This window comes from Gordonia sp. L191, assembly GCF_030077625.1.
Classification (GTDB): domain Bacteria; phylum Actinomycetota; class Actinomycetes; order Mycobacteriales; family Mycobacteriaceae; genus Gordonia; species Gordonia polyisoprenivorans_A.
Genome location: NZ_CP125996.1, coordinates 4,346,995 through 4,371,790 on the forward strand (window position 1 = coordinate 4,346,995; position 24,796 = coordinate 4,371,790).

The following is a 24,796-nucleotide window of genomic DNA, read 5'->3' on the forward strand; positions in this document are numbered from 1 at the left end:
AATCACCCGGATGAGCGGGCTCGGTGGAATGAGCGCACAGCGGAGTGCTCGGTGTGCGATGACGAACCGGCTCGGGAATGAGGGGCCGCAGGGATCGGACACCATTGTCCTCGTCCGAGTCCACTCCGGGCGTGCATCGTCAGTGTGCGAGATGACCATTACTGGTCACGCGCCCGGTAGTAACGGAGGTGTTACGCCGTGCCGGAGACCTGATCGGCGTCAGCCATCGGCGATTTCGAGTCTGTGCTGCAGCCGTGGCCCCGGAAAATCGGCCTCGTCACGAGAGTGGGCGGTGACGTGGAGGACGGTGCGGTCGGCGCGGAAGTAGTCGACGGATCGCTCCAGCGGCTCACCCCGATGATCTACGCTCTCCCGCGTGACCTTGAGTAGCGGGGTCTCGACCTCAACGGCCAGCGCCGCTGCAACGCGCGGTGTCGCGGGCACCACACGGATCTGTTCCTGGGCCGCCGCGGCGCGCACGTCGTAATGCTCATCGAGCAGTTCGTACATTGAACCGATCAACGAGTGCTCGAGCAGACGTGGAAAGCGTCCCGCGGGAATTCGAAACGACTCCAGCGACAAGGAATCACCGTCGGCGAAGCGAATACGCACGATCGCGGCCATCAGATCATCCGGGCCGATTCCAAAGTAGGTGCGCTCCTCACTGCTGGGATGTTCGTAACTCGCCGACAACAGCCTGGTCCCGGATTCGAAGCCCTGCGACCGGAGCATTTGCGGCACCCCGACCACGGTGTCGAGCGTGCGCTCGACCTGACGGCTCGCGGCCACGTCCGAAGAGTCGGCAAAGGTGTCGTCCGGCCGCGATTCGGCGGCGGTCAGGAAGGCCCCACCCGCGCGGCCGCGCACTCGTCTGATGGCACCCTGCTGTTCCAGACCGGCCAGCGCACGACGCACCGCCGATCGCGAGATCTGAAGACGCTGCGCCAACTCCCGCTCGGCGGGGAGTTTGACGAATCCGCGGCCGGCCAGGTCATCAGCCAACCGCGAAATGGTTGCAAAGGTCTTGTCCTCGTCCATCACTCACCGTGTCGTCGACGCGGAAACGTCAGCACTCACGCCGCTGCTCCGCATCCTCGCCGACGACGTGACCACAAGCGTCGCACCACCATCGGGAACTCGCACCTCGCCACGGCAATACGGAATTTACCTTGCGACGTCGGACCAGAAATGGTCACGGCCGATGATCGGCTCATGCCACCGCACATACGGCCATCCCTCATCGGGTCGACCATCGACACGCTGCGGCAGGACTTTGCCTCCGGAGCAACCACACCGGTCGAGGCACTGGCCGCGACCATCTCGCACATGGATCGCGTACAGCCGGCGATCAACGCGATCGCCGCCACCGATCTCGATGGCGCACTGGTCGCCGCCGAGGCATCGGCTCGGCGATGGGCGACCGGTGACCAACTCGGACCGCTTGACGGTGTCCCGGTTACGGTCAAGGACAGCGTGAACGCGGTGGGACTGCCATGGCGACACGGCAGCCTACCCAACGACGGCCTGCCCGACGCCACCCTCGACGCCCCACCCACCGCACGACTGCGCGAAGCCGGCGCGGTGATCGTCGCCAAGACCACGATGCCCGACTTCGGGATGCTCGCCTCCGGCGTCTCCTCGCTCTATGGCATCGTCCGCAATCCGTGGGATACCGAGGTCACGCCTGGCGGCTCCAGCTCGGGAGCGGGTGCGTCACTGGCTGCCGGACTGACCTGGGGCGCTGTGGGAACCGACATCGCCGGCTCCGTACGGTTGCCCGCGGCGCACTGCGGGATCGTCGCCATCAAACCGACCCAGGGCAGGATCTCGCATCTGGCGCCGAGCACCGTGCGCAGCGCCGGACCAATGGCGCGGACGGTCGCCGACCTCACGGACATCTACCGGGTCATCGCCCGTCACGATCCGCGCGACACGCTGTCACTGCCGGACGAAGCTGATCGGGAAGCACCGATACCGCCCCTCGACGACGTACGCGGCCTGCGCATCGGACTGCTCACCGATATGGGATATGGTTTCGCCGCAGACGCACCCACGCTGCGGACACTGGGCGCCGCTGCGGAGGTGTTCGCCGACGCAGGGTGCACCATCACCGAGATGCCCGCACCCTTCGCCGCCGATGCCTACGATGCGCTGGACACGCTCTACCTGGTTCGGGCACGCGCCGAGTTGGAGGCATTCGGCGAGCGTGGGATTCAGGTGCTTCCCGGATTGGTGCGCTGGATCGTCGATGCCGGGACTTGTAGTGCCACCGACTACGAACGAGCATTGGGCCGGGTGATGCAGGATCAGATGCGTTGGTGCGCAGCGCAAGAGTCTGTCGATTTCGTCCTTGCGCCGACGCTTCCGAGCCCAGCCTTTCCCGCCACTGATCTGGGCATGAATCCTGCCAGGCCCCTTGAGCATTGCAGTTTCACTGCATGGTTCAACCAGACAGGGCAGCCGGCGATCTCACTGCCCTTCGGTGACGACGCAGGACATCCTGTTGCGGTACAGCTTGCCGGACCACGGTTCTCCGACCGCCGGGTGTTGGCCCTGGCAGGCTGGCTCGAAGGCCGGCGCGGACGGGGCCTCGACTGGCCACTGGAGCCCCGCACCCAGCCGGGCGCGGTATGGAGGGAGCAGCCATGAGCGTCGCGGTCTCACCCATCGCAGGCCTGACCGATCCGTTGGACGCGACACCGACGATGGCCAGCCCCAGTTGGTGGGGTGCCGACACCGTCCGCCTGCGAGGCACACTTGACGGTCAACCGGTGCTGGTGCGCAGCTATACCGGTTGTGCCACAACCTATGTGAATGTCGACACAGCGACGGCGGCGGCGTCGGCCGCAGGTCTCGCCGGCATCGCACCGGCGGTGATGACCACTGACACCGCGTCAGGCCTGATCGTGATGGCCGACCTCACCGAATCACACAAGACAGCGACTCTTGCAGACCTGGATTCCGCAGAGCGGGTGGCGGCACTCTTCGCCGTGCGCGCCTCCGTAGATACGGCGCAACCCAAGGTGGCCCGCGAGATGAGTGTCTTTGACGACATCTCCGCGCTGCACGCTCTGGCACGCCGTGCCGGTGCCGCGATCCCGGCCGAGATGGCCTTCCTCCGTCGCACGCTCGGCGATGCCGAACAACGTATCTCAGCAGTCGGTCACGACATCGTGTTTCGCCACGGCGACGGCAACCTCTCGAATGTCATGCTCGCCCATGACGACGACACACCAGTGCTCGTTGACTGGGATTGGTCGGGGCTGATGGACCCGCTCCAGGACGTCGGCGTAACACTCGTGGAACTCGCCGACGACGAGAACCACGCGCGCGAACTCTTTGAAATCGCTTGCGGCAGTATCGACGAGTCTCTTTTTGCCCGAGCCATGATCTACGGTTTCGCCGACCACGTACGGCAGGCGATGGTCGGGATCCTGGTCGATGCCCTCGACCCGGGAACCCACGAGTACTCCAAGTACGGCGACTGGCAACTGCTTCGCGCTCGCATGGCATTGTCCAGCAACCGCTGTCACGAGCTGTTGAGGAGGATCAACGCGTGAGCACGCTCAGTGCCCAGGACGAGAACAGCGCGGTGCCAACGGGCGGGATACGCGGACACGCCCGGACCGAGGCCGAGCACGCCGTCGAGGCAGCCCTCGATGCGGTCATCGAGTGGCAAGGCCGGCAGGTCGCCTACTCGCCGGTACACGGTGGGCTGCAGAACGAGAACTGGCGCCTGGAAGTCGAGGGCGAACAGATACCCTTCTTCCTGAAGATCCCGGGCGCGGGTTCGGAAGCCTTCATCGACCGCAAGAACGCCCACGTCGCGGCAGAACGTGCCGGGGCGCTGGGCATCAGCCCACGGATCGTGCACTTCGACGCCGACACCGGTATCGAAATCATCGAATTCCTCGAAGGCTATCGCGCATGCACCAACGGCGACATGAAGCAGCCCGAGATCACCAGCGAAATCATCGGTCTGTACCGGGCATTCGGGAGCATCGAGCCGCTCCCGTCCACCAAGACCGTGCTCGACATGATCGACGAACACCTGGTACAGACTGCCGAGCTCGGAATCACTTTGCCTCGCTTCTGGTCTGAACTGATGCGTGAGCAGCACAGCGCCCAGCAGGCTCTGCTGGCCGGTGGTATCGATCTCGCACCCTGTCACAACGACCCGATGCCCGGTAACTTCCTCATCTCCGACGGCAAACCGATGCGTCTGGTGGATTTCGAGTTCTCGTCCAACAACGAACGCGCCTACGAGCTGGCGGTGATGACCACCGAATTCTTCTACGACGATCACCGCCTGGCGGAGTGCGTCGAACAGTTCTACGGGGCCGTCTGCGCACAGGCACTCGCGCGAGTTCAGGTGTGCGGCTTCCTCGCCGACGTCAAATGGGGTCTGTGGGGCATCGTCAACGCCAAGCTGAACAGTGGCTGGGACTTCGACTATCACAAGTACGGGGTGTGGAAGCTCCACCGCGCACAGTCGCGGCTACGCGATCCGCGCTGGGGTTCCTGGATCGGCACCCTGTAGGCGTCCCCGCCATCTGACTCGCTGACTTCCGTTGCGCTGCAACGGCCACTTCGCCGACCGTGAAAGGCAACCATGGGTAGGTCCTCCATCCTGGATGGCAATCGTTTCGACATCAGTCAGGCCACCGGCCTCGATCCGCACAGCCGTGCACTCGTCGACCGACGAATAGCCGCGCTGGGCACCAGCTATCGGCTGTTCTACCGCAGGCCCGTCCATCTGGTGCGCGGCTCGGGTACCCGGCTCTATGATGCCGACGGAAACGAGTATCTCGACGCCTACAACAACGTCGCGAGCGTCGGCCATTGCAATCCCGCCGTGGTATCTGCCGTGTCGCAACAACTCTCCAAGTTGTCCACGCACTCGAGATATCTTCAGGACAGCGTGGTGGAGTACGCCGAGCAGTTGCTGGGCACCTTCCCCGCGGTGCTCGATCGGGTGATGTTCACCAATTCGGGTTCGGAAGCCAACGATCTGGCTCTACGTGTGGCCCGACATGTCACCGGCGGGACCGGCGTCGTGGTGACCGCAGAGGCCTATCACGGCACCACCGCATTGTGCGCAGAGGTGTCACCGTCGGCGGGCGGTCCGAACGACCTGCCCGACAACGTGATCGCGGTCGCGCCACCGGACTCCTATCGGGTCGGGGACGGGGCCTCGGTGGGTGAACAGTTCGCGAGCCGAATCCGCGATGCATTCGCGCTGTTGAGCGAGCGTGGTCACCGCCCCGCGGCGTTCCTGGCCGACAGCATCTTCTCATCCGACGGAGTGTTCCCGAGCCGGGATGTGCTGCACCGCGCCTACGCCGCAGCGCATGTCGCCGGTGCCGTCGTCATCGCCGACGAAGTGCAGCCCGGCTTCGCACGGGTGGGCCACGCCTTCTGGGGCTTTGCCCTCGACAACGCCGTTCCCGACATCGTGACCCTCGGCAAGCCGATGGGCAATGGTGTGCCGGTGGCGGCGATGGTGGCGACCAGCTCCGTGCTGGATTCCTTCGGCCGTGATATTCCCTACTTCAACACTTTCGGCGGTTCCAGCGTCCCGATCGCGGCGGCGCAGGCCGTGCTGACCGAGATCGTGGAACAAGACCTGGCGGGCAACGCCGAGAAGGTCGGGAGCATCTTGCGGGACGACCTGGACGAGTTGTCTACGCGGTTCGAGGAGATCGGCGATATCCGCAGCGCCGGAATCTACTTCGGGGTCGAGATGGTCACCGACCGGACAACTAGGACGCCCGCCATCGACTTCACGGCCGACCTGATCAACGCGTGTCGCGACATCGGGCTGCTGATCTCGGTGTGCGGTCCCACGAGCAGCACGTTGAAGATCCGCCCGATGCTCACCTACTCGCCCGCCGACGCGCGCCTGCTGGTGGAGCGATTGGCGGACGCCCTCTCGACGGTGCGTCTGGCCAGGACAGTGCACAAGTGAGTCGTCCGGCCGCAGTGCTATGGGACATGGACGGCACCATCGTCGACACCGAGGGCTACTTCGCCGAGTCCTCGCGCGCTCTTCTCGAAGAGGGCGGCGGGCAATGGACTTCCGGGCTTGCGCGCTCTCTCAACGGTGCCACGCTTCCCGACATGGCCCGAACGCTGATCGCCGCAGGCGCGGTAGCCACCTCCGAGGAGATCATCGAGCGTTTCCTTCTCGACGTGACCGCACGGCTCACCCGGGAGGTTCCGTGGAAACCCGGCGCCGTCCAGGTACTCGCCGAGCTCAGAGAACTGGGCGTGCCCACCGCCCTGGTCACCATGTCGTATCGAGTGCTCGCCGAACGTGTCGTCGCGGCGGTGCCGTTCACGCCGTTCGACGTCATTGTCACCGCGGAGGACGTGGTGCACGGCAAACCCGCTCCGGATGCCTATTTGCTGGCGGCGCGGAAACTGGGCGTGGACATCGGCGACTGTATCGTCGTCGAGGACTCGGCTCCCGGCATCACCGCCGGGGTAGCCGCAGGCGCGCGCGTCCTGGGTGTCCCCCTCTCCGGGCACCTACTCGATCGAGATGACTTCCTCCGATGGAACGGCCTCGACGGGCGTAGTGCAGCAGAAATTCTCCGAGCCCATGACCCGAGCCCGTGACCCCAGACAATGGCCGGCTGTTGCCGCTGCGCGTTACCGATCAGCGCACTATTGCAGCTCCGACACCACCGAGGCCACCACGTCACGCATGTCGTGGGTCTGAGAGTACACGGCGCGCTGGCGCTGATAACTGGTGCCGCGCTCCACGATTGCGGCAACCTGTGAGAGTTCGTCGAGGCATTGCAGGTCGGCGGCGACCGGTTCGAGCCGGACCAGCAGGTCGGCGAGGTCGTCGGTCACCAGCCGCTCGTTGCACCGTGAATCCAGGATGACAATCGCATCCAGGCCGTAACGTGCTGCGCGCCACTTGTTTTCCTGAACCAGCCACGGAGCCATCTGCGGGAGTTCCTCGCCCGCCGACAGGCGACGGTCGAGATTGACGACGAGACAATGGATCAGCGCGACCACCGCCGAGAGTTCGGTGAGGTTGGTCATCCCGTCGCACACCCGCACCTCGATGGTGCCCAGGTGCGGTGACGGCCGGATGTCCCAGCGGATCTCGTTGATGTGGTCGATGATCCCGGTCGTCTTCTGGTCGGCGACGAACGCCTCGAACTGGCTCCACTTCTCGAACTGGAACGGCAGCCCGGCGGTCGGCAACTGCTGGAACATCATCGCGCGGTTGCTGGCATAGCCGGTGTCCTGGCCCGCCCACATCGGCGACGACGCCGACAACGCGAGCAGATGCGGATAGTAGTTGAGCAACGACGACAAGATCGGTAACACCTTGTCGCGGTGGTCGATACCGACGTGCACGTGCACACCCCAGATGAGCATCTGCCGACCCCACCACTGGGTGCGTTCGATCAGTTCGGCGTATCGATGCCCCTCGGTGAGCAACTGCGTCGACCATTCGGCGAACGGATGGGTACCCGCACCGTACAGGTCGACACCGAGTTCGTCGACGACGCCGCGCACCGCGTGCAGCGTGTGCGAGAGGTCGGCGACCGCCTCTGCGGTGGTGTTGCAGATGCCGGTGACGAGCTCGACGGTGTTGCGCAGCAGTTCTTTGTGGACCTTGCCGTCGAGTCCCGGGAACCGTGCGCCGACCTCGGCGAACAGATCCGCCGCCGTGTTGGACAGATCGCCGGTGACCTTGTCGGTCAGCGCGAACTCCCACTCCACCCCGAGCGTCGGGGTCGGCGAACCGCGGAATCCGATGAGGGTGTTGACCGGCATCAGTTCAGCCTCGGCGCGCCGGGTGTGGCGGCAGACTTACTGAGCCGCCGAGATCTGACCGCATGCCAGACGCGCCCCACCGTCACCGGTGCTCATCGTCTCCTCGTCCGGGCCGGGCTGGCCGTTGGAGGTGTACCGATTGGGGATGTTGGCGAAGTTGTCGGCGTTCTCGTGGATGATGATCGTCTTGTTGGCGATCTGCGACAGGTCCACTGCCGACGTCGAGGTCGTCGTGGAACCCGATCCGTCGGACAGGATGTTGATCGACACCAGGTCGCCGCTCGACGGGTGACCGGTGTGGCCGTCGACCTGCAGGTGTCCGCCCGCCGAGACGAACTTATCGGCCGTGTTGCAGGCGCTGCCGGAGTGGATGTGCATCGCATGGAATCCGGCGGGGATGCCGCTGCCGGCCTTGACGGTGACGGTGACACCGAGCGCGGAACCGCTGGGCCGGAAGACGGCCTCACCGATGTTCTTGCCGTCGGTGTTGATCAGCGAGGCGGTTTCGGTCTGGCCACCGCTGGCCGGGATGTTGTCGGCGTCCACGAGACCACCCTGGGGCGCCTGGTCACCGGTCTGCACCGCGGGGGTGGTGCCCTTCTCGCTGGTCGTCGGCTCGTTGGGAGTACATGCCGCCAAGGCCAACCCGACGGCACCCGCCGACGCGAGCACCGCGAGGGCACGCATGGTCGCAGAGCCTGCTTTCGAATTGACGGTCATCTCGCTCCTCGAGTGATGTGTGATGGGACACCGGCACTCGTGCCGGCACAGATGCCGACACTCGTTCCGGTGGCAGTGCCATGGGCCCGGCACTGAAGTATGCGGGATCGGCGGTGGGAGAGCCTGATCGGGGGTGCCCGAGATCGCCAGGTAAGGCATGCCGGGTCATCGCTGCACCGCGACGACGGCGATACCGCCGACGCACCTGCTGAAGGAACTCCCCAGGTTCGCGCGGGAGTCGACGGTGTAGTCGTTGTCGAGGGCCTGGGCGATCTGGTCGGCCTGGTCCTTCTGCGCCGACGACGAGTACACGACGGTGTTCTGCGAGAAGCCGCCGTCGTAGTTGCTCTGGGCGTTGATGCCGATCGTGGTGAAGCCCTTGCCCTTGAGTTCCTCGTCGACCTCGGTCGCCAGCCCGGTGACGGTGCCCGCGTTGATCACGCAGATCCGCGCGTTGCCGGTCGCCGACGACGACGTGGTGCTCGCCGGGGCGCTCGTGGTGCTCGGCACGCTGGACTGGGCGGCCTGCAACTGGGCTTCGGGATTGTCGCCGGACGTCGCCGCGTGATGCCATCCCAGGGCCACGAACACGATGGCGACCGCAAAGAGCACCATGGCGCCGGCCCGCAGTGGCAGGCGGTTCGACTCGCGATCAGCATTCATCACCGATGACCTTAACGCACATCGGCCGGTGCGCCCGCGACGCTGCAGCCGCCGCTAGGTGATCTCGAACCCGAGCCGGCGCGCGGCGCGCGCCTTCTGCCGGGATGCCCGCAGCCGGCGCAGCCGCTTGACCAACATCGGGTCGGCGGCGAGCGCCTCGGGACGGTCCACCAGGGCGTTGAGGATCTGGTAGTAGCGGGTCGCCGAGAGTCCGAACAGTTCCTTGATCGCTTCTTCCTTGGCCCCCGCGTACTTCCACCACTGCCGTTCAAAGGCGAGGATGTCGTGGTCGCGGCGCGACAGACCGTCGGGTCCGACCGCATTCGGGTCGACCGCCTGCGCACCATCGTCGGGAGTGGTCACCGAATCCGGCCGTTCACTCTGCTGCTTCTGGTCACGCGCTGCTGCGCCGTCCATCTCGCTCCCTCGAAGATCTCGCTGCAACACCTCACACCGCGCACTTTCCGACGAGCCGGCCATCGAGAATCACAGCGGTGTGGTTCGTGAATATCTAACCACGCACGGCACCGGCCGAGGTGGTGTGACTCGCGGGGGAAGCCGGCCCGGCTCACCCCGTCCCCGGGCCCCGCCGTCACCGACGGTCGACGAATATTCGCGCACAGTAATCTGTCCCGCATGGCAATCCTCCCGATCTGCATTGTCGGCGAACCGGTCCTGCATCGCGCGACCGAGCCGGTCGAACTCGACGCGCAGGGACGACCCTCGGCGGCGATCGTCACCCTGCTCGACGACATGTACGAGACGATGGACGCCGCCAACGGGGTCGGCCTGGCCGCCAACCAGGTCGGCGTCGGCAAGCGGATGTTCGTCTACGACTGCCCCGACGGCGAGTCCCGGCTGTCCACGACGCGGCGTCGCGGCGAGGTCGTGAACCCGGTACTGGAGACCTCGGAGATCCCCGAGACCATGCCCGACCCCGACGACAACGACGAGGGGTGCCTGTCGGTGCCCGGCGAGCAGTTCCCGACCGGGCGGGCCGACTGGGCGCGGGTCACCGGCGTCGACCGCACGGGCGCCGAGGTCGTGCTGGAGGGCCGCGGATTCTTCGCACGGATGCTGCAGCACGAGGTCGGCCATCTCGACGGCTTCCTCTACGTCGATGTCCTGGTCGGCCGCAACGCCCGCGCCGCCAAGAAGGCCATCAAACGCAATGGCTGGGGCGTGCCCGGACTCACCTGGGTGCCCGGCGAGCAGGCCGACCCCTTCGGCCACGACGACGACTGATTCCGGCGATGGCGGTGGGCGACGACGGGCCCGACCTCGGCGCATACCGGGGCGACCGCGTCGTGGTGCGATATCTGCTGGGCGAGGCGACTCCCGCCGATTGGCGTGACTCCCCCAATCCGGCTCCCGCACGCGCCGGCGGCCCCACCCAATCGGATGTGACCGGGTTCCTCGTCGACGACGGGGACCCCGTTCGACTCGACCGGAACGGCACCGTCGAGGCGATACCACGCTCGGCGATCACCTCGTTGCGCGTGTTGTCGGCGGTTCCTGTGCGCAACAGCGAGATTCGCGCCCTCGAGCACGCCGCGGCCGCCGCCTGGCCCGGCACCGAGCAGGCGTGGATCGACGGCTGGTTGGTGCGGGCCGGTGCGGGCATCTCCCGGCGCGCCAATTCGGCCATCGCCCTTGATCGTTCGGCGCGCCTCGACCCGAACACCCGATCGACCATCGAATCCTGGTATGCCGCCCGCGATCTGCCGACCCTGATCGCGACACCCGAACGACTGGTACCGCCCGGGGTCGACGGCGTGCCCGCGTCCACGGTCATCCACGTGTTGACCGCCGGGCCCAGCACCGATCGCCCATTCCCCGGACACCCGGACGTCACACTGCGCCCCACCCCCACCCCTGACTGGCTTCGGGCCTATCTCGGCCCCGACACCGACATCACGGCGGCCACGCCGGTACTGGGCGCGACCCTCGACGACGCGCCGGTGACCTTCGCCGCCATCGAGGAGGCGGGCCGCCCGATCGCGATCGGTCGCGGCGCGGTCACCGAATCACCCGACGGCACACGCATGCTCAGCCTGACGGCGCTGTGGACCGATCCGACACGACGCCGCGAGCACCTCGGCGACGCCATGCTCACACGATTGCGGCAGTGGGGTGCCGAGAACGGGGCCGCACGCGCGTACCTGCAGGTCGAGTCCGGCAACCGGATCGCCGGTACCTGGTATCGCGCACGCGGTTTCGCATTACATCACCGTTACCGCTACATCGAACTGCGGACGTCGTCGTGACCGGCGGGGCGAAAGGTCGCGGTACACCCACCCCGAGTCCGGCTCGGCGTCGTCGTCAGGCAGTGATCTCCGCGGCCGCGCTGGTGGTGATCGCCGTCGTCGTGATCGTGACCTGGGTGATCGACAACTCCCATGCCACGACCTCGACGTCGGGGGCCTCGTCGCCGAGCGCACACTCGAGCACACGGAGCACCTCCGCCCAGTCCACATCCACCCCATCCACATCCCCCCCCGGCGGGCAGCCGGGTTCCCGCCCGGGTGCGCCAGACGCTGGCGCTCATCGATGCGGGCACGTGGCCCGCGGCAGCCAACGCACCGGGTACCCGTGGCGGAATCGTGTTCCGCAACAACGAGGGTCGGCTGCCGTCGGCCACGTCATCGGGAAAGGCGATCACGTACCGCGAATGGGACGTCAACCCGAAGAGACCGGGCCGATCCCGCGACGCCGAGCGCATCGTCACCGGCAGCGACGGATCGGCCTGGTACACCGACGACCACTATCAGACCTTCGTACTCATCAGGGGCCCGACTTCATGAAGACGCACAAGACATGACGGCACAACGGGTGTCGCTGCAAGAGTTCCTGATCGGTGCCGCCGGACACGGGCCGGCGGTGGGGTTGATCGAGGACCCCGAGGACATGGCCACCGCCGACGTGCCCCGACCGGACGGCTTCCGGGTACGGGTGATCGCCGGCAACCGACTGACCACTCGCCCCGACGTGTTCGACGAGTTCGCCCGGAGTTGGCGATTCCCCGACCATTTCGGGCGCAACGCCGACGCCTTCGACGATTGCATGCGCGATCTCGATCAGCCCGCGGGGATTACCGGATTCCTCACCGTACTCACCGACGCGCAGCGTGTGCTGCCGCACTCCGACGACACATTCAGCTGGTTCGCGCGGTCACTGGTGTTCTACCGGGATCACTACCGCGACTTCGCCGATCCCCCGGCCACATTCGCCGTGTTGCTCTCGACGCCGGCGTCGGCACGTCGGGCCACCCTGGCGCGGTGGCGGGCCACCGGCATCGCCGTCGCGTCGGCGATCCCCGACAGCTGAGGGATTCCCGACCGCCGGTCTCGGCGGCGCTACTGCCCCGCCGCGCGGGCCAGGGCCGGACGCAACCGGTCGAGGACGTAGACGGTGGCGTTCGGTGACGGCTCGTTGAGTCCGGTGATCTGTACCTGATCCATCATCGACACCGCGCCGGTCTTCACCGAGGTGAGGTTGCGGTATCCGGGCAGCCCGACGAGGCGGGTACGCAGGGCGTCGGACTGGGTGGCCATCACCAGGACGTCGGAGTTGAGCCACGGCAGGTTCTCGGCGCTGATCTGGAATCTCGGCTGTCCGGTCGTCGTGCTCTGTTGCACCAGCCGGGGTGCCATCGTCAGTCCCAGTGAGGTGAAGAGTTTGCCTGCCCCGTCCTGCGGGTCACCGAGGACCGAGATCTGGTCGGACCCATACATGTAGGCGAACGAGTACGTCTTGCCTTTCAGCCCCGGGTACTCCGTGGCGACGGCGTTGATCTTGGCGTCGACGCCGGAGATGATCTGGGTGGCCTTGTCCGGCTGATGCAGGATGGTGCCCATCAGGGTGACCATGTCCTGCCACGGATCTACCTGGGCCCCACTGATCTTGTCGATGGTCGGCGCGATCTTCGTCAGTTTGTCGAAAACCCCGCTCATGGAGGCGAATCCGGGCGCGACGATGAGGTCGGGCTTGAGGTTGGCCACATCGGCGACGATGTCCCCGTTGGGGTTGAGCGGCGTGGAGTCGGCGAGCTTGGTGCCGTACCACGGCGGGAGTTGCTTGGCGGTGGCCTGGATGGCGTCGTAGTAGCCGACCGGTTTCTGCCCGAACGACAGCAGCACATCGGTCCACTGCCCACCGAGGGTGACGATCCGCGTGGGGGTCTGCGGGATCGTCACCGACCGGCCGTCGGGCAGGTTGATCTGTACGGAGCCACCGGAATCCGACTCGTCGGGCGACGAGCAGGCGGCGAGTCCGATGATCACTGCGGCGGTGATCATCACTCCGAGCAGTGCCCGCATCCCGGCCACGCCCGCCCTCATACCGAGCACGGGATCATGGCGTAGGAGGCGATGCCGCAGACGCTCTCGTTGGAGAGCTTCCACTTGCCGTCCAGCCACAGCCATCTCATCGGCTTGTAGCGAGACCCGTTGCCCACCAAGGACATCTGAAGCTGCGCATTCATCGTGGTACCGCTCACGGTCACCGGGCCGATGATCTGATAGCTGAACCCGGAATTGGGATACGCGGCCAACAACCTCGACACGGCGTCGACCGAGGTCAGTGCCTGCTGGCCGCCTTGGAGTTCGGCGGCACGGGTGGCGCGGGGTGCGCCGGTGTTCATCACGAGCTTGACCTTGGTGGTCAACTGCGCCGGCGCCAGAGCCGCCGGGGCAACCGCCGCGGGCGCGGTGGCCTGGGGTGCGCCTGCCTGTGGTGCGGCCGGCTGCGCGGGGACCGCCGCGGTCGGGGTCACCGCGCCGGCGGCCGGTGGGACGGCCTCGGTCGGCGCCGCGGCGGGCACCTGACCCGCCGGTGCCTGCGCCGACGGTGCCGCGGCACCCGGTGCCGCCGGCGCCTGCGCGCTTTGGGCGCCGCCGAGGTTCACCACCGTCGGCTGGGCGGCCGTATTCTGCAGTCCGTTGCGGTTGTCGACCACGAGCAACCCGACCACCCCGATCGTGACGATCAGCGCCGAGATCACCGCGGCGACACCGGCCGACGCCAGCACCGTGGGCCAGTTGAGCGACGAGCCACCCGACACGCCCTCGTCTGGGCCTTCCGGATCTTGGCCTTCCGACTCTGCCGGCTCGACCTCTCCAGCCGCGGCTGCGTGTTGCTCGGTCGGCTGGTCGTCTCCGTAGGGGGTGTCGTAAGCCCCACTCCCGTATGCCTGACCCGGATAGCCGGGTGTGGCCCCGTGCCCCTGTGTCCCGTACGCCTGTGTCCCATGCGCCTGTGTCACTGTCGTGCTCCTGTCGTGGCAGCAGGACCTTCACTCCCCCGAAGCCCCTGTTCAGGAAAGGCTAACCTGCATACGGCATCAAACCCAAGCCCGCTTTGTACGGATGGGCGGGATTCATCCGTACGGAGTCATCCGTACGGATGCCGATCAGGACGGGGCCGCGTCGACCTGCCAGTAGGCCAGCGCCTTGACACGTTTCTTGCCGAGTCCGAATTCGGTGCGGAACACGTCGGCGACCACCCGGGTGTTCACCGAATCGAGTGCCACCCAACCGAAATGGTCGGGTTGTGCCGTGGCCGCAGCACGCACCGCCTCGACGAGGGCGCTCCCGTCGGCGCCACGCGCGATCCAATGGATGGTGTCCTGTGGGCGCAACCGGATCGGCAGGTCGCGGTCGTCGTCGTGGGAATACTCGAACCAGATCGTCGCGCCGACCTGCGGCCCCGACGACGCGCTGAGCGCGTCGAGGAGCGAGTTGATCGCGGGAAGTGACGCCGGGTCGCCCGCGACGAGCCAGCCGGCGGGCGCGGGTTCGGGGATCGCGAACTTGGAGCCCATGAAGGTGGCGCTGATGGTGTCACCGGGCTTGGCGGCCAACGCCCATCGCAGTGCCGCACCGTCGTGAACGGCGAACTCGATGAAGAAACTGTCGGTGGCCGGGTCCGGGTCGGCGAGGGTGTATCCACGCTGATGAGCCTTGCCGTTCGACTCGAACCACAGCCGTACCCACATCGTGGGATGGACCGGCCGATCGGTGAGCACACCACCGCCGGTGAAGCCGAGCCGGATGTAGTGCTCGGTGATCTTCTCGGTGCTGGTGACCGTGAACTCGTAATCGTCGGCACGCAGCAGTTTGAGCACCGCCCCCTGCCACCCGCGCGACGGCGCCTTGTGTGTGGTCTCGGCCATGGGAGATGGCCCCTTTCCTCGAACGTCGGTATCGAGATCAGGGTAGCCTAACCAACCGGGACGGTGCCCGTGCGTTGAATCGAACGGTTCAGACCGGTGCCATCGACACAGTTCAGACCGGTGCCATCGGCACGATCCCGGGATGGCCGTCGAGGAACTGTTTGGTGAAGGTGCACACCGGGCGTACGCGGGCGTTCTGATCCCGGATGAATGCCAGAGCCCCGCGGGTGAGCCGCGTGCCGAGCCCGTGGCCGGTGTACTCGTCGTAGAGGACGGTGTGCAGCACGGTCACCGTGCGCTGACCGTCCCTCTCCTCGATCGAGTAGCCGAGGACGCCGACGAGATCGCCCGCAACCCAGAGCTCGAATCGCTCCCGATCCGGATTGTGCACGACCTGGGAGATCTGCTGCAGAATCGATTGCGCCGACTGCGGCGGGCGATGCCGGTGTTTGCGATTCATTGTGTTCATAACCCCTCATCACGTCGCGGTGACACGACAACGAAATACGAGTCGTCGGCGCCCCTCCGACGACGGACCCACCTCTGTGATCCGGGTCACACCCTACCCTACGGTTACGTAGGCGCAAGGCGTCTCGCGGAAACAACCTTCCGACCACCCGGTTACGGGTCGACGACGCGGCGGGGGTTCCGGCACCGGCGAATCCGGGTATGGTGTCGTGTGCGCGCTTCGTCGCGCACAGCTCACACAACTTCACCACGCGGGGGCTCCCACGATCCGGGGGCTGAGAGGGCGACTGGCGGTCGCCGACCGCCCGAACCTGTCCGGGTAATGCCGGCGTAGGGAGAACGCTCATGGGCACACGTGTATCCACCACCGAGGTATCCACCACCGGGGCCGTCGACAACGACATCCTCACAACCGGCCCGATTCAGGGCAGCACCAAGCACTACCTCGAGGTCGACGAACTATGGATTCCGCAGCGACGCATCCACCTCACCAACGGCGAGTATCTCGACGTCTACGACACGTCGGGGCCCTACACCGATCCACGGGAGAGCATCGACGTCGCCAACGGCCTCGCCCCTACTCGCGACCAGTGGCAGCGACCCGCCCCGGTCGACGGTGCGGCGACCCAATTGGCCTGGGCCCGAGCAGGTCTGGCGACACCGGAGATGCGATTCATCGCTGCGCGCGAGAGCGTGGAGGTGGAGGTGGTGCGCCGCGAGGTCGCCGCCGGGCGCGCGGTGATCCCCGCCAACCATCGTCATCCGGAATCCGAACCGATGATCATCGGCAAGGCATTCGCCGTGAAAGTCAATGCCAACATCGGCAATTCGGCCGTCACCAGCTCGATCGCCGAGGAGGTCGAGAAGATGGTGTGGGCCACCCGCTGGGGCGCCGACACCATCATGGACCTCTCCACCGGCTCCGACATCCACATGACCCGCGAGTGGATCCTGCGCAATTCGCCCGTGCCGGTCGGCACGGTACCCATCTATCAGGCCCTCGAGAAGGTCAAGGGCGACCCCATCAAGCTGACCTGGGAGATCTACCGCGACACCGTGATCGAGCAGGCCGAGCAGGGCGTCGACTACATGACCGTGCACGCCGGGGTCCTGCTGCGCTATGTCCCACTGACCGCGCGCCGGGTCACCGGCATCGTCTCGCGTGGCGGATCGATCATGGCCGCCTGGTGTCTGGCGCACCATGAGGAATCGTTTCTCTACACACATTTCGACGAGTTGTGCGAGATCTTCGCCCGCTACGACATCACCTTCTCCCTCGGCGACGGTCTTCGTCCCGGGTCCATCGCCGACGCCAACGACGAGGCGCAGTTCGCCGAGCTACGTACCCTCGGCGAGCTCACCACGAAGGCAAAATCCCATGGCGTGCAGGTGATGATCGAGGGTCCGGGCCACGTGCCGATGCACAAGATCGCCGAGAACGTGCGCCTCGAGGAGGAGCTCTGCTCCGAGGCACCGTTCTACACCCTGGGACCCCTGGCCACCGACATCGCACCCGCGTACGACCACATCACCTCGGCGATCGGCGCCGCGATGATCGCGCAGGCCGGCACCGCGATGCTGTGCTACGTGACACCCAAGGAGCATCTGGGGCTGCCCGATCGTGACGACGTCAAGGTCGGCGTGATCACCTACAAGATCGCCGCACACTCCGCCGACCTCGCCAAGGGACATCCTCGCGCACAGGAACGCGACGACGCATTGTCCAAGGCGCGCTTCGAGTTCCGGTGGAACGACCAGTTCAACCTCGCCCTCGACCCGGACACCGCCCGCGAGTATCACGACGAAACGCTGCCCGCCGAGCCGGCCAAGACCGCCCACTTCTGCTCGATGTGCGGTCCCAAGTTCTGCTCGATGCGCATCTCCGCCGACGTCCGCGCCTATGCCGAAGAGAACAATCTGGTGACCGCCGAGGACATCGACCGCAAGATCGCCGAGGAGATGGCGGCCAAGTCGGCCGAGTTCGCCGATGCGGGTGGCCGGATCTACCTGCCGATCGACGCCGGGAGTTCTGCGTGACCGACGTACCCCTGTTGCCCACCGCCGCACCGGGATCGACACCCGTGCGGGTGCTGACGATTGCCGGGTCGGATTCCGGTGGTGGCGCGGGCATCCAGGCCGACCTGCGCACCTTCGCCCTGTTGGGCCTGCACGGATGCGTCGCGGTGACCGCGGTGACCGTGCAGAACTCGCTGGGCGTCAGCGGTTTTCAGGAAATCACTCCGGATGTGGTGGCCGCGCAGATCGAATCGGTGGTCTCCGACATCGGCGTGGATGCGGCCAAGTCCGGGATGCTCGCCTCGGCACCGATCATCGCCGCCGTCGCGCAGGCATGCGCCGATGCCGGCATCGGCCGCGACACCGACATCCCATTCGTTCTCGACCCGGTGTGTGCGTCGATGCACGGCGATCCGCTGCTGGCCACCGAAGCCCTGGACACGTTGCGCACCACACTCTTTCCGCTGGCCACCATCGTCACCCCGAACCTCGACGAAGTACGGCTGATCACTGGCATCGAGGTGGTCGACGAGCCGACCCAGCGCGATGCCGCGCGGGCACTGCACGATCTGGGGCCGCAGTGGGCCCTGGTGAAGGGCGGGCATCTCCGGTCGAGCGATCAGAGCCCCGATCTGCTGTTCGACGGCGCGGAGTTCCACGAGTTCACGCACGCCCGCGTCGACACCGGCCACGACCACGGGGCCGGTGACACGCTGGCCGCGGCCACCGCTTCGGCGCTCGCCCACGACCATTCGGTGCCCGAGGCGGTGGCCTTCGCCAAACAGTGGGTGACGCGCGGACTCGAGGCCGCCTACCCCCTCGGCGCCGGTCACGGTCCGGTGAACCCGCTCTGGCGGGTCGAGATCAGTCCGCAAGCACCAGCGCGGTGATCAGTCCGCAAGCACCCACGCGGTGATCATGCGTGCGACAGCACGTTGACGACATTGCCGTCGGCGTCGGCGAAGAAGAACCGGCGCACACCCCACTCCTCGTCGGACAGCGGGTGCACGATCTCGACGCCTTGGGCTAGCGCATCGGCGTAGGCCTGGTCGACGTCGGAAACCTCCAGTGAGGCAACCGGGTTCACCGGCGCGGTGGCGTCACGGGTCATCACACTGAACTGGGCGGTGCCGCCACCGGCGGCCGCGGCATTGCCCAGTGTGGCGATCCACCCGAGGTTCATCAGCACGTCGAGCCCGAGCACCGAGCGGTAGGTCCGCACCGCGGCATCGAGATCGTCGACCGTCAGGATCGGTACCGCGCGCGAGAGTTTCATGGTGCTCATCATAGGTGGGCTGCTCGACGAAACGATCCGCCGCAACAGGGGTCGCCACGGCCGGACACGACCCCGTAGCGTTGGCACCATGAGTTGGAACTACCTCATGGACATGGACGGCGTGCTCATCCGCGAGGAGCACCTGATCCCCGGCGCCGACGCACTGATTACGGAGTTACGCGACAACGGGATTCCTTTCACCGTGCTCACCAACAACTCGATCCGGACGCCACGCGATCTGCGTGCGCGCCTGCTGCGGACCGGCCTCGACATCCCCGAGGACGCCATCTGGACCTCGGCTCTGGCGACGGCCCGCTTCCTCGACACCCAGCGTCCGAACGGCACGGCGTATGTGGTCGGCGAGTCCGGCCTGACCACCGCCCTGCACGAAATCGGCTATGTCATCACCGATGTCGACCCCGACTACGTGGTTCTCGGCGAGACACGGACCTATTCGTTCGAGGCGATCACCACCGCGATCCGGCTCGTCGAGCGCGGCGCCCGATTCATCGCGACCAATCCGGATGCGACCGGACCGTCCACCCAGGGTTCGCTGCCGGCCACCGGTGCGGTCGCCGCGCTCATCACCCGGGCCACCAACCGCGACCCGTATTACGTAGGCAAGCCGAATCCGCTGATGATGCGTTCGGCGCTGCGGAGGATGGGCGCCCACTCGGAGAACACCCTGATGATCGGTGACCGGATGGACACCGACGTCATCTCCGGACTCGAGGCGGGCCTGCAGACGATCCTGGTGCTCTCGGGGATCTCGACGCCGGAGTCGGTGGAGCTCTACCCGTACCGGCCCACACGCGTCATCGCCTCGGTCGCCGACCTCGTCGGGCACACCGATCATCCGTTCGTCTCCGAGCCGGAGAGTCTGTAGCGCGCAACGACCCTCCGGCGGTCCCCACCACAAGAAACGACCGCCCACTTCGTCGATCGAAGCGGGCGGTCGTTGTAGTGATCGGGCTCAGTGCGCGAGCGCCTTCGCCTTCAGGTGCTCGAATTCTTCATTGTTGATCGCACCGGAATCGAGAAGCGATTTCGCATCGGCGATCTGTTGTGCCGGAGAAGTACCCGCGACGGTCTTGATGTAATCGTCGGATTCCTTCTTGTATTCGACTGCGGCTTTCTGGGCACGCTCGGCCATTCCCTGCCCCTTGACCAGCAGGTAGGCGAGCGCCGTCAGATACGGCAGGATGATCAGGAAGATCACCCAGAGCGCCTTGGACCAGCCCGAGGCCTTATGGTCACGGAACAGGTCGGCGATGATGTACCAGAGAACGATCAAGTACGCGACGAACGCGAAGATGATCACCATCGACCACAAGAAGTTCCAGAACGAATCCCACATCGGGAGTGCTCCTTAGTTAAGAGATCAGAGTGCGTGGCCAGTTTTCTGACCGGAATCAGCATCTCACAAAAACATGAAATCACACCCGCAAGACGGACAATTCATGACCAACGTCCCCAACGGACGCCGGTTCGGCACAATCGGTGGGGTGAACGTAGAACTCGGGCTCGACACCTTCGGCGATGTGACGGTCGACGAGGTAGGCGCACCGAACTCGGCGGCCCAGTCGATCCGCGACCTGCTCGATCAAGCGGTTCTCGCCGACGAGGTCGGCGTCGACTTCCTCGGCGTGGGTGAACATCACCGCGACGACTACGCCGTCTCCGCGCCGGAGGTGGTACTCGGGGCGATCGCCGCACGCACCACCCGGATCCGGCTCGGGACGGCGGTCACCGTCCTCAGTTCCGACGACCCGATCCGCGTATTCGAGCGCTTCTCCACGCTCGACGCGCTGTCGTCGGGTCGTGCGGAGGTCATCCTGGGCCGCGGATCGTTCACCGAGTCGTTCCCGTTGTTCGGCTTCGACCTCGAACAGTACGAGGAACTGTTCTCCGACAAGCTGGATCTGTTCGCCCACTTGCGAACCGGCCGGCCAGTCACCTGGTCGGGGGCCACCCGCGCACCGCTGACCGCTCAGATCGTCCACCCACCGCTCGAGACTCCCCCGCTACCGACGTGGATCGCGGTCGGCGGCAGCCCGGAGTCGGTGGTGCGCGCCGCGCGGTACGGCCTACCGCTGATGCTCGCCATCATCGGCGGCGATCCCCTACGGTTCGCCCCGTACGCCGACCTGTATCGACGGGCGTTGGCTCAGTTCGACAAACCGACCGACCTCCCGGTGGGCGTGCACTCACCCGGCCACGTCGCCGACACCGACGAGCAGGCCCGCGACGAACTGTGGCCGCACTACCGCGCATACGTGGCGCGGATCGGCGCCGAACGCGGTTGGCCCGCCCCGACGCGCATCGAGTTCGACCGGTCGACCGGACCCGGCGGTTCGCTCTACGTCGGTTCACCGGAGACCGTGGCGCACAAGATCGCCCACACCGTGCGGGCCTTGGGGCTCGATCGCTTCGACCTCAAGTACTCCCACGGCACACTGCCGCATCGCGCCATGATGCGCAGCGTCGAACTCTATGGCACACAGGTCATCCCGCGGGTCCGTGAGATCCTGGGCGACGCGGTCACCGACGAGCGAGGGTGAGGGAGAAATCTCCCATCGGGTCTGTCCAGCTCGTGACGGGCGCCAGTCCCGCCTCGGCGAGTTCGCCGTGCAACACCGGCAGATCGAATTTGGTGCTGATCTCCGTCCGGATCTCGGCACCGGCCGGTAAGCGCCAACGACGTTGCAGGTCACCGAAGTAGGCGTCGATCTCCCGCCGCGCCCGCAACCACATCTCGATGCGGCGGCGCTCGGGATTCCACCGGGCGATGTGGTCGAAGTCGTCGGCGTACAGCCCGACGGCGTCGAGCCCGGTGCGCAGGACCTCGATCATGTTGCGATTGAAATCCGCTGTCACCCCGGCCTTGTCGTTGTAGGCGGCGACGAGCCGACCGGTGTCCTTGATGAGGTCGGCGCCGAGGAGGAAGTAGTCGCCGGGGGCGAGGGTGATGGCAAGGCCGGAGAAGAAGGCGCGGCGCCCATCGTCGTCGAAGTTGCCGATCGTCCCGCCGAGGAACACCGCCAACCGCGACCCATCGCACGACGGCAGGACCAGCCCGGTATCGGTGAAATCGGCTTCCACCGGCCGGATGTCGATGCCCGGATAGTCGTCGGCGAGGATGCCTGCGGATTCGGTGAGCATCTCGGCACTGACGTCGACGGGCACGTAGACGAATCGTCCGGTCGGGCGATGGCCGATCCGCTGACCCGCGCGGGTGAACGCGTCGAGGAGCAGCCGGGTCTTGGTCGATGTGCCCGAACCGAATTCGACCATCATCGCCGCGTCCGTGGCATCGACGATGTCGTCGGCGTGATCACGCAGGATCGCGGTCTCACGTCTGGTCGGGTAGTACTCGGGTAGTCGGGTGATCTCGTCGAACAGCCTGCTGCCGCGCTCGTCGTAGAGCCATTTCGTCGGCAACACCGGCGGGGTGGACCACAATCCGGCGAGAGCGTCGGCGGCCAGCGGTGGCAGTGTCTCGACGGTCACCGGGCGAGCCTCAGTCCGGCGAACACCCACCGCGACGGCGCCGGGAAGAAATTGCGGTACGTCACGCGCTCGTGACCGCGGGGCGTGATGGCGGCCGCGCCGCGCAGAACATGTTGATCGCTCATGAACTTTCCGTTGTATTCGCCGACCGCCCCGTTCGCCGGGACGAATCCCGGATACGGAAGATAGGCACTCGAGGTCCATTCCCACACATTGCCGATCATCGCCGCCTCATCGGATCCGGCGACCGATCGGGGGTGACAACGATCCGGGTCCAACAACTCTGCACGCTGGGCACCGAGCGTGGATGCGGCGGTCTCCCATTCGAATTCGGTGGGCAGACGGGCTCCGGCCCACCGGGCGTAGGCATCTGCCTCGTAGAAGCTCACATGCAGCACCGGTTCACCGGGATCGAGCGGTCGCCGTCCCGAAAGCGTGTACGTCGTCCACTGTCCGTCGTCGTCGCGGTGCCAGTAGCCGGGCGCCTGCCAACCGGTCTGCCGCAGGTGCGCCCATCCGTCGGACAACCACAGCTCGTGGCGCCGATAACCGCCGTCGGCGATGAACTCCAGCCAGTCGGCGTTGGTGACCGGGCGCTCGGCGATCTCGAAGTCCTCCAAGAAGACTCGATGCCGCGGTCCCTCGTTGTCGTAGGAGAATCCGGCTCCCGGATCGGCACCGACCTCGGTGACGCCACCGGTGACCGAACGCCATGTCATCGGGCCGGGCAGGCTCGGCACATCGAGTTCGCGGTCGACGTAGATCGGGCCGGGGGTGAGCGGAATCGTCGAGAACAGATGCTTGATGTCCATGAGCAGCAACTCCTGGTGTTGCTGTTCGTGATTGCAGCCCAGTTCGACAAGATCGAGTGCGGCGTCGTCGAGGGCGCCACGCGTCAGGGCACTTTCCATCGCCGCGTCCACGTAGTTGCGGTAATGCGTGATGTCGTCGACGCCCGGGCGCGTGACCAGACCCCGATCCGGTCGGGGATGACGCTCGCCGACGGTTTCGTAGTAGCTGTTGAACAGATAGCGGTAGGTCTCGTCGTACACCACGTAGCCGGGATCACGACGGAGGATGAACTCCTCGAAAAACCATGTGACGTGGGCCCGATGCCATTTGGCGGGGCTGGCCTCGGTCATCGACTGCGGGGTCTGGTCTTCGGGCGACAACCGGTCGGCCAGTAGGTCGGTGAGCTCCCGGACTTCTCGAAAGCGTTGCGCCGGCGACTGATCGGTGGGTACGGAGATGCGTTCGGTGATGCTCACTGGAGGTCCTCCCGTGGCGTGCGGACGCGGGGTTCATCGACCCCGCCCACTCCATCGTTCCCACGACTGCGCCGACTGTCAACGAGGACAATGCGCGCATCCACCGTTCGTCCACTCCGTTCGTCGGCGTCAACTCATGGTTGACGCAGCAAGGGTCGTCAACCTAGAGTTGACGCATGAGCGACAATCCCACACCCACCCAAGTGACCGGAGTCCGCCTCGACGACCTGATCAGCGGGATCCACAAGGTCCACGACGATCCGCTCGAACAACTCACCGACGCCATGACCGCCGCCGCCCACCTCGGCGACGTCGGCGACAGCCTCATCGGACACTTCGTCGATCAGGCCCGCCGCTCCGGCGCGTCGTGGACGCAGATCGGCGCCAGTATGGGTGTGACGAAACAGGCTGCGCAGAAACGGTTTGTCGGCCGCAACCCGGCGTCCGACGAACCGAGTCCGTTCAGCCGCTTCACCCCACGAGCACGCAACGTCATCTCGTCGGCGCACAATCACGCGGTTGCCACCGGCGCACGCACCGTCGGCTCGACCCACCTGGCCCACGGACTGGCCTCCGACTCGTCGTCACTGGCCACACTGGTACTCACCGCACAGGGCGTCGACCCGACGGTCTTGACCGATACCACCGCGCCGGTGGACACCGATCCCACCGCGAATCGCGATGCCGACACCGTCCTGCCCTACGACGACGCGGCCAAAGCGGTTCTCGAACAGACGGTTCGGACGGCGCTGGAACTCGGGCACAACTACGTCGGCACCGAGCACCTGCTGCTGGCACTGTTCACCGATCAGGCCGCGGGCGCACGCCTGCGCGCAGCGGGCGCCGATGCCGAGGCAACCAAGTCGGCTGTCGAAGAACAACTCTCACAGCTGAAGACCTAGC

26 protein-coding genes and 1 pseudogene are annotated in these 24,796 nt (G+C 66.3%); 14 read left to right on the forward strand and 13 right to left on the reverse strand.

Annotation, left to right across the window (positions count from 1 at the left end; translation table 11 throughout):
* Positions 1-219: 219 nt before the first annotated feature.
* Positions 220-1,002, reverse strand: coding sequence for a GntR family transcriptional regulator (locus QNM97_RS19655; RefSeq protein ID WP_283819950.1), 783 nt, complete (start codon positions 1,000-1,002; stop codon positions 220-222).
* A gap of 210 nt (positions 1,003-1,212) precedes the next feature.
* Between QNM97_RS19655 and QNM97_RS19660 the strand changes: the two genes are divergently transcribed.
* From QNM97_RS19660 to QNM97_RS19680, 5 genes are all read left to right on the forward strand, one after another.
* A complete protein-coding gene (locus tag QNM97_RS19660; RefSeq protein WP_283819951.1) occupies positions 1,213-2,649 on the forward strand; it encodes an amidase family protein in 1,437 nt (478 codons plus the stop codon).
* Between the two features lie 122 nt (positions 2,650-2,771).
* Complete coding sequence (locus QNM97_RS19665; protein ID WP_283819952.1) at positions 2,772-3,560, forward strand: phosphotransferase family protein; 789 nt, start codon at positions 2,772-2,774, stop codon at positions 3,558-3,560.
* A complete protein-coding gene (locus QNM97_RS19670; RefSeq protein WP_283819953.1) occupies positions 3,557-4,540 on the forward strand; it encodes a choline/ethanolamine kinase family protein in 984 nt (327 codons plus the stop codon). The genes QNM97_RS19665 and QNM97_RS19670 overlap by 4 nt, the downstream gene beginning before the upstream one ends.
* Before the next feature lie 72 nt (positions 4,541-4,612).
* The gene (locus QNM97_RS19675) at positions 4,613-5,968 is read left to right on the forward strand and encodes an aspartate aminotransferase family protein (protein WP_283819954.1); all 1,356 of its coding nucleotides are present in this window, start codon (positions 4,613-4,615) and stop codon (positions 5,966-5,968) included.
* A complete protein-coding gene (locus tag QNM97_RS19680) occupies positions 5,965-6,621 on the forward strand; it encodes an HAD family hydrolase (protein ID WP_283819955.1) in 657 nt (218 codons plus the stop codon). The genes QNM97_RS19675 and QNM97_RS19680 overlap by 4 nt, the downstream gene beginning before the upstream one ends.
* 48 nt (positions 6,622-6,669) lie before the next feature.
* On the opposite strand, the gene QNM97_RS19685 is transcribed toward QNM97_RS19680, so the two are convergent.
* The 4 genes from QNM97_RS19685 to napA form a co-directional block, all read right to left on the reverse strand.
* Positions 6,670-7,800 carry a glutamate--cysteine ligase gene (locus QNM97_RS19685; RefSeq protein ID WP_283819956.1) on the reverse strand — a complete coding sequence of 377 codons (1,131 nt, stop codon included), beginning with the start codon at positions 7,798-7,800 and terminating at the stop codon, positions 6,670-6,672.
* A 36-nt stretch (positions 7,801-7,836) separates the two neighbouring features.
* Entirely contained in the window at positions 7,837-8,520 is a 684-nt protein-coding gene (locus QNM97_RS19690) for a superoxide dismutase family protein (protein ID WP_283819957.1), read from the reverse strand.
* Between the two features lie 165 nt (positions 8,521-8,685).
* Positions 8,686-9,183, reverse strand: a complete 498-nt coding sequence (locus tag QNM97_RS19695) for a LytR C-terminal domain-containing protein (protein ID WP_283819958.1) — start codon at positions 9,181-9,183, stop codon at positions 8,686-8,688.
* 54 nt (positions 9,184-9,237) lie between these two features.
* Positions 9,238-9,600 (reverse strand): nucleoid-associated protein NapA, encoded by a 363-nt coding sequence (gene napA / locus QNM97_RS19700; protein ID WP_208794105.1) that lies wholly within the window; start codon positions 9,598-9,600, stop codon positions 9,238-9,240.
* A 219-nt stretch (positions 9,601-9,819) separates the two neighbouring features.
* On the opposite strand from napA, the gene QNM97_RS19705 reads away from it, so the two are divergent.
* The 4 genes and pseudogenes from QNM97_RS19705 (at position 9,820) to QNM97_RS19720 (ending at position 12,510) form a co-directional block, all read left to right on the forward strand.
* Entirely contained in the window at positions 9,820-10,428 is a 609-nt protein-coding gene (locus QNM97_RS19705) for a peptide deformylase (protein ID WP_283819959.1), read from the forward strand.
* An 8-nt stretch (positions 10,429-10,436) separates the two neighbouring features.
* Positions 10,437-11,450: an N-acetylglutamate synthase, CG3035 family gene (locus QNM97_RS19710; RefSeq protein WP_283819960.1), complete on the forward strand. Its 1,014-nt coding sequence runs from the start codon at positions 10,437-10,439 to the stop codon at positions 11,448-11,450.
* A pseudogene (locus tag QNM97_RS19715) lies at positions 11,447-11,987 on the forward strand (guanyl-specific ribonuclease). The gene QNM97_RS19710 and the pseudogene QNM97_RS19715 overlap by 4 nt, the downstream one beginning before the upstream one ends.
* 13 nt (positions 11,988-12,000) lie before the next feature.
* Complete coding sequence (locus tag QNM97_RS19720) at positions 12,001-12,510, forward strand: barstar family protein (RefSeq protein ID WP_283819961.1); 510 nt, start codon at positions 12,001-12,003, stop codon at positions 12,508-12,510.
* Positions 12,511-12,539: 29 nt separating this feature from the next.
* On the opposite strand, the gene QNM97_RS19725 is transcribed toward QNM97_RS19720, so the two are convergent.
* From QNM97_RS19725 to QNM97_RS19740, 4 genes are all read right to left on the reverse strand, one after another.
* Complete coding sequence (locus tag QNM97_RS19725) at positions 12,540-13,502, reverse strand: ABC transporter substrate-binding protein (RefSeq protein ID WP_283823256.1); 963 nt, start codon at positions 13,500-13,502, stop codon at positions 12,540-12,542.
* A gap of 17 nt (positions 13,503-13,519) precedes the next feature.
* Entirely contained in the window at positions 13,520-14,446 is a 927-nt protein-coding gene (locus QNM97_RS19730) for an MTB12 C-terminal domain-containing protein (RefSeq protein WP_283819962.1), read from the reverse strand.
* Between the two features lie 147 nt (positions 14,447-14,593).
* Positions 14,594-15,355: a siderophore-interacting protein gene (locus QNM97_RS19735; RefSeq protein WP_283819963.1), complete on the reverse strand. Its 762-nt coding sequence runs from the start codon at positions 15,353-15,355 to the stop codon at positions 14,594-14,596.
* Between the two features lie 112 nt (positions 15,356-15,467).
* Entirely contained in the window at positions 15,468-15,815 is a 348-nt protein-coding gene (locus tag QNM97_RS19740; RefSeq protein WP_208795986.1) for a GNAT family N-acetyltransferase, read from the reverse strand.
* A 353-nt stretch (positions 15,816-16,168) separates the two neighbouring features.
* Between QNM97_RS19740 and thiC the strand changes: the two genes are divergently transcribed.
* Both thiC and thiD read left to right on the forward strand, forming a co-directional pair.
* Complete coding sequence (thiC, locus tag QNM97_RS19745; protein ID WP_283819964.1) at positions 16,169-17,860, forward strand: phosphomethylpyrimidine synthase ThiC; 1,692 nt, start codon at positions 16,169-16,171, stop codon at positions 17,858-17,860.
* Positions 17,857-18,729, forward strand: coding sequence for a bifunctional hydroxymethylpyrimidine kinase/phosphomethylpyrimidine kinase (thiD, locus tag QNM97_RS19750; RefSeq protein ID WP_283819965.1), 873 nt, complete (start codon positions 17,857-17,859; stop codon positions 18,727-18,729). Before thiC ends, thiD begins: the two co-directional genes overlap by 4 nt.
* Positions 18,730-18,755: 26 nt before the next feature.
* Here the strand turns inward: thiD and QNM97_RS19755 are convergent, their stop codons facing one another.
* On the reverse strand, positions 18,756-19,115 hold the full coding sequence (locus QNM97_RS19755) for a VOC family protein (RefSeq protein WP_283819966.1): 360 nt from the start codon (positions 19,113-19,115) through the stop codon (positions 18,756-18,758).
* Between the two features lie 88 nt (positions 19,116-19,203).
* On the opposite strand from QNM97_RS19755, the gene QNM97_RS19760 reads away from it, so the two are divergent.
* Positions 19,204-20,001 (forward strand): HAD-IIA family hydrolase, encoded by a 798-nt coding sequence (locus QNM97_RS19760; RefSeq protein ID WP_208794085.1) that lies wholly within the window; start codon positions 19,204-19,206, stop codon positions 19,999-20,001.
* Positions 20,002-20,088: 87 nt separating this feature from the next.
* Here QNM97_RS19760 and QNM97_RS19765 read toward each other — a convergent pair whose 3' ends face one another.
* Complete coding sequence (locus tag QNM97_RS19765) at positions 20,089-20,472, reverse strand: SHOCT domain-containing protein (RefSeq protein ID WP_283819967.1); 384 nt, start codon at positions 20,470-20,472, stop codon at positions 20,089-20,091.
* 103 nt (positions 20,473-20,575) lie between these two features.
* Here QNM97_RS19765 and QNM97_RS19770 point away from each other — a divergent pair, with 103 nt between their 5' ends.
* A complete protein-coding gene (locus QNM97_RS19770; protein WP_283819968.1) occupies positions 20,576-21,676 on the forward strand; it encodes an LLM class flavin-dependent oxidoreductase in 1,101 nt (366 codons plus the stop codon).
* Here QNM97_RS19770 and egtD read toward each other — a convergent pair.
* Complete coding sequence (gene egtD, locus QNM97_RS19775) at positions 21,657-22,625, reverse strand: L-histidine N(alpha)-methyltransferase (RefSeq protein WP_283819969.1); 969 nt, start codon at positions 22,623-22,625, stop codon at positions 21,657-21,659. The genes QNM97_RS19770 and egtD overlap by 20 nt on opposite strands.
* Positions 22,622-23,893 (reverse strand): ergothioneine biosynthesis protein EgtB, encoded by a 1,272-nt coding sequence (gene egtB, locus QNM97_RS19780; protein WP_283819970.1) that lies wholly within the window; start codon positions 23,891-23,893, stop codon positions 22,622-22,624. Before egtB ends, egtD begins: the two co-directional genes overlap by 4 nt.
* Positions 23,894-24,069: 176 nt before the next feature.
* Between egtB and QNM97_RS19785 the strand changes: the two genes are divergently transcribed.
* Positions 24,070-24,795 carry a Clp protease N-terminal domain-containing protein gene (locus QNM97_RS19785; protein ID WP_283819971.1) on the forward strand — a complete coding sequence of 242 codons (726 nt, stop codon included), beginning with the start codon at positions 24,070-24,072 and terminating at the stop codon, positions 24,793-24,795.
* The last annotated feature ends 1 nt before the right edge of the window (position 24,796 follow it).